Consider the following 15,448-nt stretch of genomic DNA (forward strand, 5'->3'; position numbering starts at 1 on the left):
CCGTTGTGCAAAGTTGCATAGACAACCTTGCACTTATGTGATGTTCCTTGGGCCCGACTCCGGGTATCCTCAGGGCAGTCTTTCCGAACTGTCCTGATCCAAGGAGCTGCACGCTGTGTTCAAACATGTCGATGCCTATGCCGGCGACCCGATCCTCTCGTTGATGGAAACCTTCAAGGCCGACCCGCGCGCCGACAAGGTCAACCTGAGTATCGGCCTGTATTACGATGAGGCCGGTGTGGTGCCGCAGCTGGCAGCGGTGGATGCGGTGGAAAAGCGCATTGCCGGCCAGGCCCATGAAGCCTCGCTGTACCTGCCGATGGAAGGCCTGGCCAGCTACCGCCAGGCGATCCAGGCACTGCTGTTCGGTGCCGAGCACCCGGCCGTGACCGGCAAGCGCGTGGCCACCGTGCAGACCGTTGGCGGTTCCGGCGCGCTGAAAGTCGGTGCCGACTTCCTCAAGCGCTACTTCCCGCAGTCGGAAGTCTGGGTCAGCAACCCGACCTGGGACAACCACCGCGCCATCTTCGAAGGTGCCGGGTTCAAGGTGCACACCTACCCGTACTTCGACCAGGCCAGCCGTGGCGTCGACTTCGACGGCATGCTGCAGGCCCTGCAAGGCCTGCCGGCCAACAGCATCGTGCTGCTGCACCCGTGCTGCCACAACCCGACCGGTGCCGACCTCGAACCGGCCCAGTGGCAACAGGTGGTGGAAGTGGTCAAGGCGCGCCAGCTGATTCCGTTCCTCGACATCGCCTACCAGGGCTTCGGCGCAGGTCTGGTGGAAGACGCCTACGCCATCCGCGAAATGGCCCGTGCCGGCGTGCCGTGCCTGGTCAGCAACTCGTTCTCCAAGATCTTCTCGCTGTACGGCGAGCGGGTTGGCGGCCTGTCGGTGGTCTGCGACGACGAAGCCACCACCCAGAGCGTGCTCGGCCAGCTCAAGGCCACCGTGCGTCGCAACTATTCCAGCCCGCCCAACTTCGGTGCCCAGCTGGTGGCAGGCGTGCTCGGCGATGCCCAACTCAACGCCCAGTGGGCCGCAGAAGTGGAAGTGATGCGCAAGCGTATCCTCGACATGCGCCAGGCGCTGGTCGATGCCCTGGCCGTGCTGCTGCCAGGCCAGGACTTCCAGTTCTTCCTGCGCCAGCGTGGCATGTTCAGCTACACCGGCTTCAGTGTCGAGCAGGTGCGTCGCCTGCGTGACGAGTTCGGCGTGTACCTGATCGACAGTGGCCGGGTGTGCATGTCCGGCCTGCGTCCGGCCAACCTGCAACGGGTTGCCGAGGCCTTCGCCGCCGTACAGAAGTAACACCGCATGGGGCTGCAATGCAGCCCCGGCACAACCTGCTTGTAAAGACAAGTGCAACCGCTCCTCGGAAAGGGGCTTCGCAAGTGCAACCTTTCCGTGCACAATCGCGCCCCTCTTCCCCGGTTGAGTTGGGCGAATCGTCTATTTCGCCATTCTCAGCCTGTTGCAGTCTTGCGAGTGGAGCTTCACCCGGAATGAATGAGCAGGCCCCAAGCGTTGAACAACGCTTTGCAGAATCGACCCCCGCCACCCTCGGCAGCTGGTCGCGTAACGATACCACCTGGATGCTGGGCCTGTTCGGCACAGCCATCGGCGCAGGTACCTTGTTCCTGCCGATCAACGCCGGCCTCGGCGGCTTCTGGCCGCTGCTGATCCTGGCCGCGCTGGCCTTCCCGATGACCTACTTCTCGCACCGTGGCCTGACCCGCTTCGTGCTGTCTGGCCGTAGCGGTGGCGACATCACCGAAGTGGTCGAAGAGCATTTCGGCATCAAGGCCGGTGCGCTGATCACCGTGCTGTATTTCTTCGCGATCTTCCCGATCCTGCTTATCTATAGCGTGGCGCTGACCAACACCGTCAGCAGCTTCATGGAGCACCAGTTGCACATGACGCCGCCGCCACGGATGATCCTGTCGTTCGTGCTGATCCTCGGCCTGCTGGCGATCGTGCGCTGCGGCGAACAGGCCACGGTCAAGGTCATGAGCCTGCTGGTGTACCCGTTCATCGTTGCCCTCGGGCTGCTCGGCCTGTACCTGGTCCCGCACTGGACCGGTGGCATCCTTGACAGCGCCGCCCAGGTGCCGTCGGGTTCGGCCTTCCTGCACACCCTTTGGCTGGCCATTCCGGTGATGGTGTTCTCGTTCAACCATTCGCCGATCATCTCGGCCTTCGCCGTCGACCAGAAGCGCAGCTACGGCGAGCACGCCGACGAGCGCAGCGGCCAGATCCTGCGCCGCGCTCACCTGCTGATGGTAGTGATGGTGCTGTTCTTCGTGTTCAGCTGCGTGCTCACCCTGAGCAGCGCCCAGCTGGCCGAAGCCAAGGCGCAGAACCTGTCGATCCTGTCGTACCTGGCCAACCACTTCAGCAACCCGACCATCGCCTTTGCCGCGCCGCTGATCGCCTTCGTCGCCATTGCCAAGTCGTTCCTCGGCCACTACATCGGTGCCAGCGAAGGCCTCAAGGGCATCATCGCCAAGACCGGTGCACGCCCGGGCGCCAAGACCCTGGACCGCGTGGTCGCTGCGCTGATGCTGGTGGTGTGCTGGATCGTCGCCACCCTCAACCCGAGCATCCTCGGCATGATCGAATCGCTCGGCGGCCCGATCCTCGCCGTGTTGCTGTTCCTGATGCCGATGTACGCCATCCGTCGCGTGCCGTCGATGCGCAAGTACAGCGGGGCGCTGTCGAACGTGTTCGTGGTGGTGATCGGCGTGGTTGCGCTGACCTCGGTGGTGTACGGCCTGATCGGCTGATTCACTGCCCGCCAGATAAAAAGCCCGGGGCGCTTGTCGCCATCCGGGCTTTTTTTTGTCCACAGGAATTGTCAGGCAATAGAACAATTTGTATGTACCCATAGGCACCCGGCCGCCTTCATGATTAACTCAGTGTCCTTTTCAAACCCCGCATAAGGATTTCGTCATGGCTCAAGTGACCCTCAAAGGCAACCCGGTTCAGGTCAACGGCAACCTGCCACAGGCCGGCGCCCAGGCGCCTGCTTTCTCCCTGGTGGGTGAAGGCCTGGCTGACAAGTCGCTGAAGGACTACGCCGGAAAGCGCAAGGTGCTGAACATCTTCCCAAGCGTTGACACCCCGACCTGCGCCACTTCGGTGCGCAAGTTCAACGCCCAGGCCAACGACGTGGCCAACACCGTGGTGCTGTGCATCTCGGCTGACCTGCCGTTCGCCCAGGCGCGCTTCTGCGGTGCCGAAGGCCTGGAGAACGTGAAAAACCTGTCCACCCTGCGCGGTGCCGAGTTCCTGCAGAACTACGGCGTTGCCATCGCCGACGGCCCGCTGGCCGGCCTGGCTGCCCGTGCTGTCGTTGTACTGGACGAGAACGACAAGGTGCTGCACAGCGAGCTGGTTGGCGAAATCGCCGACGAGCCGAACTACGAAGCAGCCCTGGCTGTACTGAAGTAAGGGTTGCCTGGGGGAGGGTATAGGCACTCTTTGCCTGGCCCCTCTCCAAGCAACACCCTGTAACGGCCCGGAACGCTTTCCGGGCCGTTTTCGTTTAAAGTTCAGCCTTTTGGCAACGTCAGGCAAAGGTAAACCTCTGGTAAAGAGCCTTTGCTAAAACGATGCCAGTGCTTATCGTTCAAGCTCTCCAAGCCGCCATTTCTGAACAAGGTTCGTTCAACCCATGCAAGTGTCCAATTCCCGCTCCCCTCGTCACTGGCTCGTCGGCCTGCTGATCCTGCTGCTGGTGGCCTTGCTGGCCTGGTGGCTGTGGCCTGCGGCAACGCCTGCCCACAAAGCGGCTGGAGGAGGGCGCGGTGGTAAAGGCATGGGCATGGGCATGGGCCGGCCAGGCTTCGGCGGCTCCACCGACCCGGTGCCGGTGCGTGTCGAGCCGGTGCGGGTGGGCGACTTCCCGCTCTACTACAAGGCCCTGGGCACGGTCACCGCGACCAACACGGTGAATGTGCGCAGCCGTGTGGCCGGCGAACTGGTCAAGATCCTGTTCAAGGAGGGCCAGCAGGTCAAGGCCGGCGACCTGCTCGCTGAAATCGACCCGCGCCCTTACCGCATCGCCCTGCAGCAGGCCGAGGGCACCCTGGCGCAGAACCAGGCGCAACTGAAGAATGCCCAGGTCGACCTGGCGCGTTACAAGGGCCTGTACGCCCAGGACAGCATCGCCAAGCAGACCCTCGACACCGCCGAAGCCCAGGTCGCGCAGTTCCAGGGGCTGGTCAAGACCAACCAGGCCCAGGTCAACGATGCCCGCCTGAACCTCGATTTCACCCAGATCCGCTCACCGATCAACGGCCGTGTGGGCCTGCGCCAGCTCGACCTGGGCAACCTGGTGGCGGCCAACGACACCACCGCCCTGGTGGTGATCACCCAGACCGAGCCGATCAGCGTCGCCTTCACCCTGCCCGAAACCGAGCTGAACACCGTACTTGACCGTTACCGCAGCGGCGCCAGCCTGCCGGTCGAGGCCTGGGACCGCACCGACAGCAAACTGCAGTCGACCGGCGTGCTGGGCAGCATCGACAACCAGATCGACACCACCACCGGTACCCTGAAGTTCAAGGGCCGCTTCGAGAACAAGGACCTGGCCCTGTTCCCCAACCAGTTCGTCAACGTGCGCCTGTTGGCCGATACCCTCAAGCAGGTGGTGATGGCGCCGGCAGCGGCCGTGCAGTTCGGCAACGACGGCACCTTCGCCTACGTGGTCAATGACCAGAGCACGGTCAACATCCGCAAGCTCAAGGTGGGTGCCAGCGATGGCCAGAACAGTGTCATCCTCGACGGCCTCAAGGCCGGCGACCGCCTGGTGCTGGAAGGCACAGACCGCCTGCGCGAAGGCACCAAGGTCGAGGTGGTCGAAGACAGCTCGCAAGTGCCGACCACTCCCGGCCAGCACCTGCAGGGCCAGGACGCCAAAGGCTCGGCCCACACCGATGAAGCGCCTTCCGGCAAAGCGGCAGCCAAGGCGGGCGCATGAACCTGTCACGCCTGTTCATCCTCCGCCCGGTCGCCACCACGCTGACCATGCTGGCCATCGTCCTGGCCGGCCTGATCGCCTACAAGCTGCTGCCGGTATCGGCCTTGCCCCAGGTCGACTACCCGACCATCCGGGTCATGACCCTGTACCCCGGCGCCAGTCCGCAGGTGATGACCAGTGCGGTCACCGCACCGCTGGAGCGCCAGTTCGGCCAGATGCCGGGCCTTGAGCAGATGGCGTCGACCAGCTCTGGCGGCGCCTCGGTGCTGACCCTGCGCTTCAGCCTGGACATGAACATGGACGTCGCCGAGCAACAGGTACAGGCCGCGATCAACGCCGCCAGCAACCTGCTGCCCAGCGACCTGCCGGCGCCGCCGGTGTACAACAAGGTCAACCCGGCCGACACCCCGGTGCTGACCCTGGCCATCTCCAGCAAGACCATGCCGCTGCCCAAGCTCAACGACCTGGTCGACACCCGCGTGGCGCAGAAGCTCGCGCAGATCAGCGGCGTGGGCATGGTCAGCATCGCCGGCGGCCAGCGCCAGGCGGTGCGGATCAAGGTCAACGTCGATGCGCTGGCGGCCAACGGCCTCAACCTCGACGACGTGCGCACCCTGATCGGCGCGTCCAACGTCAACCAGCCCAAGGGCAACTTCGACGGCCCGACCCGGGTGTCGATGCTCGACGCCAACGACCAGCTGCGTTCGCCCGAGGAATACGCCAACCTCATCCTTGCCTACAACAATGGCGCGCCGCTGCGCCTGAAGGACGTCGCCGAGATCGTCGACGGCGCCGAGAACGAACGCCTGGCCGCCTGGGCCAACCAGAACCAGGCGGTGCTGCTGAACATCCAGCGCCAGCCGGGGGCCAACGTCATCGAAGTGGTCGACCGCATCAAGGACCTGCTGCCATCGATCACCGACAACCTGCCGGCCGGTCTCGATGTGTCGGTACTTACCGACCGCACCCAGACCATCCGCGCCGCAGTCAAGGACGTGCAGCATGAGCTGCTGATCGCCATCGTGCTGGTGGTGATGGTCACCTTCGTGTTCCTGCGCCGCTTCAGCGCCACGATCATTCCCTCGATCGCCGTACCGCTGTCGCTGATCGGCACGTTCGGCGTGATGTACCTGGCCGGCTTCTCGGTCAACAACCTGACGCTGATGGCCCTGACCATCGCCACCGGGTTCGTGGTCGACGACGCCATCGTCATGCTCGAGAACATCTCGCGCCATATCGAGGAAGGCGAAACGCCGCTGCAGGCGGCACTCAAGGGCGCCAGGCAGATCGGTTTCACCCTGATCTCGCTGACCTTCTCGCTGATCGCGGTATTGATCCCGCTGCTGTTCATGGCCGACGTGGTTGGCCGGCTGTTCCGCGAATTCGCCATCACCCTGGCGGTGGCCATCCTGATTTCGCTGGTGGTGTCGCTGACCCTGACCCCGATGATGTGCGCGCGCCTGCTCAAACGCGAGCCCAAGGAGCAAGAGCAGGGCCGCTTCTACCGCGCCAGCGGTGCCTGGATCGACTGGATGATCGAACACTACGGCCGTGGCCTGCAGTGGGTGCTCAGGCACCAGCCGCTGACCCTGCTGGTGGCCGTGGCCACCTTGGCACTCACCGTGGTGCTGTACTTGATCGTGCCCAAGGGCTTCTTCCCGGTGCAGGACACCGGGGTGATCCAGGGTATTTCCGAAGCGCCGCAATCGACCTCGTTCGCCGCCATGAGCGAGCGCCAGCAGGCCCTGAGCAAGGTCATCCTGCAGGACCCGGCGGTACAGAGCCTGTCGTCCTACATCGGGGTCGACGGCGACAACGCCACGCTCAACAGCGGCCGCCTGCTGATCAACCTCAAGCCCCACGGCGAGCGGGATGTCACCGCTGGTGAGGTGATCAGCCGCCTGCAACCGCAGCTCGACAAGCTGGTCGGCATCCGCCTGTTCATGCAGCCGGTGCAGGATCTGAGCATCGAGGACCGGGTCAGCCGCACCCAGTACCAGTTCAGCCTGTCGTCGCCCGATGCCGACCTGTTGGCACAGTGGAGCGGCAAGCTGGTGCAAGCCCTGCAGGCGCGCCCGGAGTTGCAGGACGTGGCCAGTGACCTGCAGGACAAGGGCCTGCAGGTGTACCTGGTGATCGACCGTGACATGGCCAGCCGCCTGGGCATCACCGTGTCGCAGATCACCAATGCCCTGTACGACGCCTTCGGCCAGCGGCAGATTTCCACCATCTACACCCAGGCCAGCCAGTACCGCGTGGTGCTGCAGGCGCAGGACGCGGCGGTCATCGGCCCGCAGGCGCTGGAATCGATCCACGTCAAGGCCACCGATGGTGGCCAGGTGCGGTTGTCGGCACTGGCCCGCATCGAGCAGCGCCAGGCGCAGCTGGCCATTTCGCACATCGGCCAGTTCCCGGCGGTGACCCTGTCGTTCAACCTGGCCCACGGTGCGTCGCTGGGCGAGGCGGTCAAGGTGATCGAGCAGGTGCAGCAGGACATTGGCATGCCGCTGGGCGTGCAGACCCGCTTCCAGGGCGCCGCCGAAGCCTTCCAGGCCTCGCTGTCGAGCACCTTGCTGCTGATCCTGGCGGCTGTGGTGACCATGTATATCGTGCTGGGCGTGCTCTATGAGAGCTACATCCACCCGGTGACCATCCTTTCGACCTTGCCGTCGGCGGCGGTCGGCGCCTTGCTGGCGTTGATCCTCAGCGGCAACGACCTGGGCATGATCGCCATCATCGGCATCATCCTGCTGATCGGCATCGTCAAGAAGAACGCGATCATGATGATCGACTTCGCCCTGGAGGCCGAGCGCAACCAGGGCATGAGCCCGCAGGAGGCGATCTACCAGGCGGCGCTGCTGCGCTTCCGGCCGATCCTGATGACCACCCTGGCCGCGTTGTTCGGCGCCGTGCCGCTGATGCTGGCCACCGGTTCCGGTGCCGAACTGCGCCAGCCGCTGGGCCTGGTGATGGTCGGCGGCCTGCTGGTCAGCCAGGTGCTGACGCTGTTCACCACACCGGTCATCTACCTGTACTTCGACCGCCTGGCCCGCCGCTGGCGCCCGGCCGCTGACGCACAGCAGGCCGAGGCATGAACCTGTCCGGCCCCTTCATCCGCCGGCCGGTGGCGACCATGCTGCTGAGCCTGGCGATCATGTTGCTCGGCGGTGTCAGCTTCGGCCTGCTGCCGGTGGCGCCGCTGCCGCAGATGGACTTCCCGGTGATCGTCGTGCAGGCCAACCTGTCCGGGGCCAGCCCCGAGGTCATGGCCGCCACCGTGGCCACGCCGCTGGAGCGCAAGCTGGGCAGCATCGCCGGCGTCACCACCCTGACCAGCAGCTCCAACCAGGGCTCGACCCGGGTGATCATCGGCTTCGAGATGGGCCGTGACATCGACGGTGCCGCGCGCGAGGTGCAGGCGGCGATCAATGCCACGCGCAACTTGCTGCCCAGCGGCATGCGCAGCATGCCCACCTACAAGAAGATCAACCCGTCGCAGGCGCCGATCATGGTGCTGTCGCTGACTTCCAGCGTGCTGCAGAAGGGCCAGCTGTACGACCTGGCCGACACCATCCTGTCGCAGAGCCTGGCCCAGGTCAGCGGGGTAGGGGAAGTGCAGATCGGTGGCAGCTCGCTGCCAGCGGTGCGCATCGCCGTCGAGCCGCAGTTGCTCAACCAGTACAGCCTGTCGCTGGACGAGGTGCGCACGGCGGTGTCCAACGCCAACCAGCGCCGGCCCATGGGCTTTGTCGAGGATGCCGAGCGCAACTGGCAGGTGCGCGCCAACGACCAGCTGGAAACGGCCAAGGACTACGAGCCGATCGTGATCCGCCAGGCGAATGGCACCGTCTTGCGCCTGTCTGACGTGGCCACCGTCACCGATAGCGTCGAAAACCGCTACAACAGCGGCTTCTTCAACGACCAGAGTGCGGTGCTGCTGGTGGTCAACCGCCAGACCGGCGCCAACATCATCGAGACCGTCGACCAGATCAAGGCGCAGCTGCCGGCCCTGCAGTCACTGCTGCCGGCCAACGTACAGCTGAACGTGGCGATGGACCGCTCACCGGTGATCAAGGCCACCCTCAAGGAGGCTGAGCACACCCTGCTGATTGCCGTGGTGCTGGTGATCCTGGTGGTCTACCTGTTCCTCGGCAGCCTGCGCGCCTCGCTGATCCCAAGCCTGGCGGTGCCGGTGTCGCTGGTGGGCACCTTCGCGGTGATGTACCTGTGCGGTTTTTCGTTGAACAACCTGTCGCTGATGGCGCTGATCCTTGCCACCGGCCTGGTGGTGGACGATGCCATCGTGGTGCTGGAGAACATCTCCCGGCACATCGAGGACGGCCAGCCGCCGATGCGTGCAGCGTTCCTCGGCGCCAAGGAAGTCGGCTTCACCTTGCTGTCGATGAACGTCTCGCTGGTGGCGGTGTTCGTCTCGATCCTGTTCATGGGCGGCATCGTGCGCAACCTGTTCCAGGAGTTTTCGATCACCCTGGCGGCGGCGATCATCGTCTCGCTGGTGGTGTCGCTGACCCTCACGCCAATGCTCTGCGCCCGTTGGCTCAAGCCTCACCGCGCCGCACCGACGCGCCTGCAACGCTGGAGCGACAAAGCGCACCAGCGCATGGTCGATGCCTACGACCGCAGCCTCGGCTGGGCCCTGCGCCACAAGCGCCTGACCCTCATCAGCCTGCTGGCGACCATCGGCCTGAACATCGCCCTGTACGTGGTGGTGCCCAAGACCCTGATGCCGCAACAAGATACCGGCCAGTTGCAAGGCTTTATCCGTGGCGATGACGGCCTGTCGTTCAACGTGATGCAGCCAAAGATGGAAATCTATCGCCGCGCCTTGCTCGCCGACCCGGCAGTAGAGAGCGTGGCCGGCTTCATCGGTGGCAACAGTGGCACCAACAACGCCTTCGTGCTGGTACGCCTGAAACCCATCGCCGAGCGCAAGCTCGATGCGCAGAAGATCATCGAGCGCCTGCGCAAGGAGATGCCCAAGGTACCGGGTGGGCGGCTGTTCCTGATGGCCGACCAGGACCTGCAGCTGGGCGGCGGTGGCCGTGACCAGACCTCCTCGCAGTACCTGTATACCCTGCAGAGCGGCGACCTGGCGGCCCTGCGCCAGTGGTTCCCCAAGGTGGTCACGGCGCTGCGCGCGTTGCCCGAACTGACCGCCATCGATGCCCGTGACGGCTCCGGCACCCAGCAGGTGACCCTGGTGGTCGACCGTGACCAGGCCAAGCGCCTGGGCATCGACATGGACATGGTCACTGCGGTGCTGAACAACGCCTACAGCCAGCGGCAGATCTCGACCATCTACGACAGCCTCAACCAGTATCAGGTGGTATTGGAGATCAACCCGAAATATGCCTGGGACCCGAGCACGCTGGAACAGGTGCAGGTCATCACCAGCGACGGTGCGCGGGTGCCGCTGTCGACCATTGCCCGCTACGAGAACAGCCTGGCCAATGACCGGGTCAGCCATGAAGGCCAGTTCGCCTCCGAAGACATCGCCTTCGACGTTGCCGAGGGCTACAGCCCCGACCAGGCCATGGCCGCGGTGGAGCGCGAGGTGGCCAAGCTGGGCTTGCCCGAGGAAGTGATCGCCAAGCTCGGCGGTACGGCCAGTGCCTTCGCCAAGACCCAGGAAGGCCAGCCGTTCATGATCCTCGGTGCCTTGGTGCTGGTGTATCTGGTGCTGGGCATTCTCTACGAAAGCTACATCCACCCGTTGACCATCCTGTCGACCTTGCCTTCGGCCGGCGTCGGTGCCTTGCTCGCGCTGTATGCCACCGGCGGCGAGTTCAGCCTGATCTCGTTGCTGGGCCTGTTCCTGCTGATCGGTGTGGTGAAGAAGAACGCCATCCTGATGATCGACCTGGCGCTGCAGCTGGAGCGCCACCAGGGCCTGAGCCCGGAAGAGTCGATCCGCCGCGCCTGCCTGCTGCGCCTGCGGCCGATCCTGATGACCACCCTGGCGGCCATCCTGGGTGCCGTGCCACTGCTGATCAGCCGCGCCGAAGGTGCGGAGATGCGCCAACCGCTGGGCCTGACCATCATTGGCGGCCTGGTCGTCAGCCAGCTGCTGACCCTTTACACGACGCCGGTGGTGTACCTGTACCTGGACCGCCTGCGTCACCGATTCAACCATTGGCGCGGTGTACGCACCGACGCCGCCCTGGACACACCGCTATGAACTTCGCCCACACCCGACTTCACCGTGCCTTGCAGCTGCTGACCCGTGGGCGGGGCTCACGCCTGGCCGGCGCCGGGCTGTGCGTGGCCATGCTCAGTGCCTGTACCCTGAGCCCGGACTACCACCGCCCGGAGCTGAGCACCCCGGCGCAGTACAAACAGGCCGAAGGCTGGACCCAGGCCAACCCGTCCGATGCCATCGCCCGTGGCGCCTGGTGGGAGATCTACGGCGACGCCGGGTTGAATGCGCTGGTCGAGGAGCTCAACCGCAGCAACCAGACCGTCGCGCAATCGGAAGCCCAGTACCGTCAGGCCCAGGCCTTGGTGCGCAGCAGCCGGGCGTCGCTGTTCCCCAGCCTGGATTTGAGTGCCAGCAAGAACCGTTCGGCACAAGGCACCGGCAGCTCCAGTTCAAGCCTGTCCAATAACAGCAGCGGTATCCGTAACACCTACAACGCGCAGCTGGGCGTCAGCTGGGAAGTCGACCTGTGGGGCAAGCTGCGCGAGACCCTGAACGCCAACGAGGCCAGCGCCGAAGCCAGCTTCGCTGACCTGGCCGCGATTCGCCTCAGCCAGCAGTCGGAGCTTGTGCAGAACTACCTGCAGCTGCGGGTGATCGACGAACAGAAGCGCTTGCTGGAGGCGACCGTCGCGACCTACGAGCGGTCGCTGCGGATGAACGAAAACCAGTACCGCGCTGGCGTCGCCGGCCCGGATGCGGTGGCCCAGGCGCGCACCCAGCTGAAGTCCACCCAGGCTGATTTGATCGACCTGATCTGGCAGCGTGCGCAGTTCGAGAACGCCATTGCCGTGCTGCTGGGCAAGGCCCCGGCGCAATTCTCCCTGGCTGACAGCAAAAGCATTCCGGCATTGCCGCAGATCCCTGTGACGCTGCCGTCGCAACTGCTCGAACGCCGCCCCGACATTGCCTCGGCCGAGCGCAACGTGATGGCCGCCAACGCCAATATCGGCGTGGCCCGCGCCGCCTACTTCCCGGACTTGAGCCTGAGCATGAGCGGCGGGTATTCCAGCAGCAGCTTCAGCAACTGGATCGAGCTGCCTAACCGCTACTGGTCGGTGGGGCCGCAACTGGCGATGACCTTGTTCGACGCCGGCAAGCGCAGCGCCGAGGTTGACCGCACGCGTGCGGTGTATGACCAGACCGTGGCGCAGTACCGCCAGACCGTACTCGACGGCTTCAAGGAGGTGGAGAACTTCCTGGTGCAGTTGAAGGTGTATGCCGACGAAGCCGTGGTGCGTCAGGAAGCGCTGGAAGCGGCCCGCGAATCGTTGCGCCTGACCGAGAACCAGTACCGCGCTGGCCTTATTGGCTACCTCGATGTGGTCAACGTGCAGACCACCGCGCTGAGTAATGAGCGCAGTGCACTGACCCTGCTGGAAGGGCGCCTGGTGGCCAGCGTGCAGCTGATTGCCGCCCTTGGCGGCGGCTGGGATGCCGAGCAGGCGTTTGCCCAGCAGGAATAAGCGCTCCTGGGCTAAAAGGTGGCACGATCCCTGTGGCAACCGCCCCGACAAATGGCATTTTGCCTTCATTCGGCGTGTAATGGCTCTAGGTCAGAGGAGTCAGCGGGTTTTCTTACTCGTTGGATCCATTCCCGTTCGCACAAACCCCGTGCGTTTCGCCAAAGCTTGAGTACAATCGTCAGTTTTTTCGGGCCCCCCTGTCCCGAGCTGGATTTTTCCAATGCTGACCGGTAGTTACTCTTCTGCGCTGGTGCTGATCTCACTCTGCGTAGCCATCCTTGCTTCCTACACTGCCCTCGACCTGACTGGCCGTATCACCACGGCCAAGGGCCGAGCCGTGCATCTGTGGATGGGCGGCGGGGCGTTGGCCATGGGCATCGGCGTCTGGTCGATGCACTTCATCGGCATGCTCGCCTTCAGCCTGCCCGTCGCCCTGGGCTATGACATCGCCCTGACCGCGTTCTCGCTGCTGATCGCGGTACTGTCTTCCGGTTTTGCCCTGTGGCTGGTAAGCCAGCCAAGCCTGCCGCGCCTGCAGTTGGCGTTCGGCGCCCTGATCATGGGCACTGGCATCGCCTGCATGCACTACACCGGCATGGCCGCGTTGCGCATGCTGCCCGGCATCGACTATGACCCGACCTTGTTCGGCGCCTCGCTGGCCATAGCGGTAGGCGCTTCGGCGGCCGCGCTGTGGATTGCCTTCCGCCTGCGTCAGCACACCCCGTACGTGCGCCAGGTCCGTGGCCTGGCAGCAATGGTGATGGGCGTTGCCATTGTCGGCATGCACTACACCGGCATGGCTGCGGCGAACTTCCCCGAGGGCAGCTTTTGTGGCGCGTTGACCGACGGCCTGCAAGGCGATGGCCTGGTCTACCTGGTACTGATCACCACACTGGCAGTGCTGGCCGTGGCGTTGCTCACTTCGGTGCTGGATGCGCGCCTTGAAGCCCGCACGGCAGCGCTGGCTCACTCGCTGACCCTGGCCAACCAGGAACTGACCCAGCTGGCGTTGCACGACACCTTGACCGGGTTGCCCAACCGCACGCTGTTGTCCGACCGCATCGAGCAAGCCATCGGCAAGGTGGCGGAGCAGGGCGGCTGCTTTGCGCTGATGTTCATCGACCTGGATGGTTTCAAACCGGTCAACGACGCCTTTGGCCACCATGTCGGCGACCTGCTGCTCAAGGCCGTGGCGGCGCGCCTGCGAGGCCATCTGCACAGCCAGGACACCCTGGCGCGAATCGGCGGTGACGAGTTCGTGTTGCTGGTGGAGCTGCAAGAGCCGGAAGACGCCATGGACGTGGCGGCCAAGCAGGTCAACCTGGTGTCGCGCGCGTTCCGCGTTGCCGAGCATGACCTGCAACTGACCGCCAGCCTGGGGATCGTGCTGTACCCCGGCAACGGCCAGGACCAGCTGGAACTGCTGCGCAATGCCGACGCTGCGATGTACCACGCCAAGAGCGCCGGCAAGAACGGCTACAGCTTCTTCGACGCCTCGATGAACAGCAACGCCCGGCAACAGTTGCAGCTGTTGCAGGACCTGCGCACGGCCCTTGAACAGGGTCAGTTCCGCCTGCACTACCAGCCCAAGTTCGACGCCCAGGCCTGCACGCCGATCGGTGCCGAGGCCTTGTTGCGCTGGGAACACCCACAGCACGGGCTGATGTTGCCGGACCGCTTCATCGGCCTGGCGGAGAAGACCGGCCTGATCATCCCGATCGGCGAGTGGGTGCTGGATGAAGCCTGCCGGCAGATGCGCCAGTGGCTTGAGCAAGGGCATAGCGATTGGCGCATGGCAGTCAACCTGTCGGCCATCCAGTTCTGCCATGCCGGCCTGGTTGACAGTGTCGCCCGCGCCCTGCAGGAGAACGGCCTGCCGGCCAACCGGCTGACCCTGGAGATCACCGAAACCACTGCCATGCACGACGCCGATGCCAGCCTGACAGTGCTGCAGCGGCTTTCCGACATGGGTGTGGACCTGTCCATCGACGACTTCGGCACCGGTTATTCGAGCCTGATGTACCTCAAGCGGCTGCCGGCCAACGAGCTGAAGATCGACCGTGGTTTTGTGCGTGACCTGGAGCAGGACAGCGACGACGCTGCGATTGTTTCGGCGATCGTTGCCCTGGGCCAGGCGCTGGGCCTGCGCATCGTCGCCGAAGGGGTGGAAACCGACCGTCAGCAGGACTTCCTGACCCGCCTGGGCTGTGATTCGCTGCAGGGTTATCTGCTGGGCCAGCCGGTGCCGGCCGAGCAGTTCATGGGCAGGTTGCAGACGTTGCGCGAGGAAAGCGAAGTGGCTGTCTAGCCCGCGTCAAGCAGGGCGAAGGCCGGTGCAAAGGCTTCCATCTCGACCTCTATGGCCTCGATGATGCGTTCGACATCCGCAGCGGCCATGATCGCCGTGCAAGGGATGCCGGCGATGGCCAGCAGGGTCTCGCCCGTGGCCCGGTCAAACAGCCGTGCAACCATGCTGCGCGGTGCATCCATGCTGGCTTCGAAGCCCAGCGGATGGAAGTGCCAGCGCATCACCTGGCAGGCGTTGGGGAACGTCATCTTGTTCAAGCCAGCCTCCTTGTCCTTGCCTGGACGCGGTGATCGGCAGCCGTTCGCTCGGCCGCCGGGAACCTAACCATAGCACCTGCCACAGCCCATGTTCGGCGCAACACAAGACAAATGTATGAATGCATGACAGCGGTCACACCGCATTCATGCAAACCGTCTGGCGGCAAATGGCTACGCAAACGTTTTCACCGCATGATGCCAGCAGGGTTGCCGGC

The 15,448-nt window shown here is 64.5% G+C and carries 9 protein-coding genes; 8 read left to right on the forward strand and 1 reads right to left on the reverse strand.

All coding sequences use genetic code 11. The features are described 5' to 3' along the window. Nucleotides 1–115: 115 nt before the first annotated feature. From ABE528_RS01785 to ABE528_RS01820, 8 genes are all read left to right on the forward strand, one after another. Nucleotides 116–1,312, forward strand: coding sequence for an amino acid aminotransferase (locus ABE528_RS01785; protein WP_346651979.1), 1,197 nt, complete (start codon nt 116–118; stop codon nt 1,310–1,312). 194 nt (nt 1,313–1,506) lie between these two features. After that, nucleotides 1,507–2,787 carry a serine/threonine transporter gene (locus ABE528_RS01790; protein WP_152957578.1) on the forward strand — a complete coding sequence of 427 codons (1,281 nt, stop codon included), beginning with the start codon at nt 1,507–1,509 and terminating at the stop codon, nt 2,785–2,787. Nucleotides 2,788–2,953: 166 nt separating this feature from the next. Beyond that, entirely contained in the window at nt 2,954–3,454 is a 501-nt protein-coding gene (gene tpx, locus ABE528_RS01795) for a thiol peroxidase (protein WP_152957577.1), read from the forward strand. Nucleotides 3,455–3,677: 223 nt separating this feature from the next. After that, entirely contained in the window at nt 3,678–4,985 is a 1,308-nt protein-coding gene (locus ABE528_RS01800; protein ID WP_346651980.1) for an MdtA/MuxA family multidrug efflux RND transporter periplasmic adaptor subunit, read from the forward strand. After that, nucleotides 4,982–8,080, forward strand: a complete 3,099-nt coding sequence (locus ABE528_RS01805; protein ID WP_346651981.1) for an MdtB/MuxB family multidrug efflux RND transporter permease subunit — start codon at nt 4,982–4,984, stop codon at nt 8,078–8,080. Before ABE528_RS01800 ends, ABE528_RS01805 begins: the two co-directional genes overlap by 4 nt. Continuing rightward, the gene (locus ABE528_RS01810; RefSeq protein ID WP_152957574.1) at nt 8,077–11,184 is read left to right on the forward strand and encodes an efflux RND transporter permease subunit; all 3,108 of its coding nucleotides are present in this window, start codon (nt 8,077–8,079) and stop codon (nt 11,182–11,184) included. Before ABE528_RS01805 ends, ABE528_RS01810 begins: the two co-directional genes overlap by 4 nt. Next, nucleotides 11,181–12,668, forward strand: a complete 1,488-nt coding sequence (locus ABE528_RS01815; protein WP_152957573.1) for an efflux transporter outer membrane subunit — start codon at nt 11,181–11,183, stop codon at nt 12,666–12,668. Before ABE528_RS01810 ends, ABE528_RS01815 begins: the two co-directional genes overlap by 4 nt. A 220-nt stretch (nt 12,669–12,888) precedes the next feature. Continuing rightward, nucleotides 12,889–14,976, forward strand: coding sequence for an EAL domain-containing protein (locus ABE528_RS01820; protein WP_346651982.1), 2,088 nt, complete (start codon nt 12,889–12,891; stop codon nt 14,974–14,976). Here the strand turns inward: ABE528_RS01820 and ABE528_RS01825 are convergent. Next, entirely contained in the window at nt 14,973–15,233 is a 261-nt protein-coding gene (locus ABE528_RS01825) for a DUF1652 domain-containing protein (protein WP_152957571.1), read from the reverse strand. The two genes, ABE528_RS01820 and ABE528_RS01825, sit on opposite strands and share 4 nt — an antisense overlap. Nucleotides 15,234–15,448 lie beyond the last annotated feature (215 nt).

Origin of the sequence: Pseudomonas sp. TWI628 (assembly GCF_039673865.1) — a bacterium.
In the GTDB taxonomy this organism is placed as follows: domain Bacteria; phylum Pseudomonadota; class Gammaproteobacteria; order Pseudomonadales; family Pseudomonadaceae; genus Aquipseudomonas.

Bases quoted from the DNA above. Each gene is read 5' to 3' on its own strand.
- ABE528_RS01790 (WP_152957578.1), top strand. From the start codon at position 1,507: ATGAATGAGCAGGCCCCAAGCGTTGAACAACGCTTTGCAGAATCGACC.
- tpx (WP_152957577.1), top strand. From the start codon at position 2,954: ATGGCTCAAGTGACCCTCAAAGGCAACCCGGTTCAGGTCAACGGCAAC.
- ABE528_RS01800 (WP_346651980.1), top strand. From the start codon at position 3,678: ATGCAAGTGTCCAATTCCCGCTCCCCTCGTCACTGGCTCGTCGGCCTG.
- ABE528_RS01805 (WP_346651981.1), top strand. From the start codon at position 4,982: ATGAACCTGTCACGCCTGTTCATCCTCCGCCCGGTCGCCACCACGCTG.
- ABE528_RS01810 (WP_152957574.1), top strand. From the start codon at position 8,077: ATGAACCTGTCCGGCCCCTTCATCCGCCGGCCGGTGGCGACCATGCTG.
- ABE528_RS01815 (WP_152957573.1), top strand. From the start codon at position 11,181: ATGAACTTCGCCCACACCCGACTTCACCGTGCCTTGCAGCTGCTGACC.
- ABE528_RS01820 (WP_346651982.1), top strand. From the start codon at position 12,889: ATGCTGACCGGTAGTTACTCTTCTGCGCTGGTGCTGATCTCACTCTGC.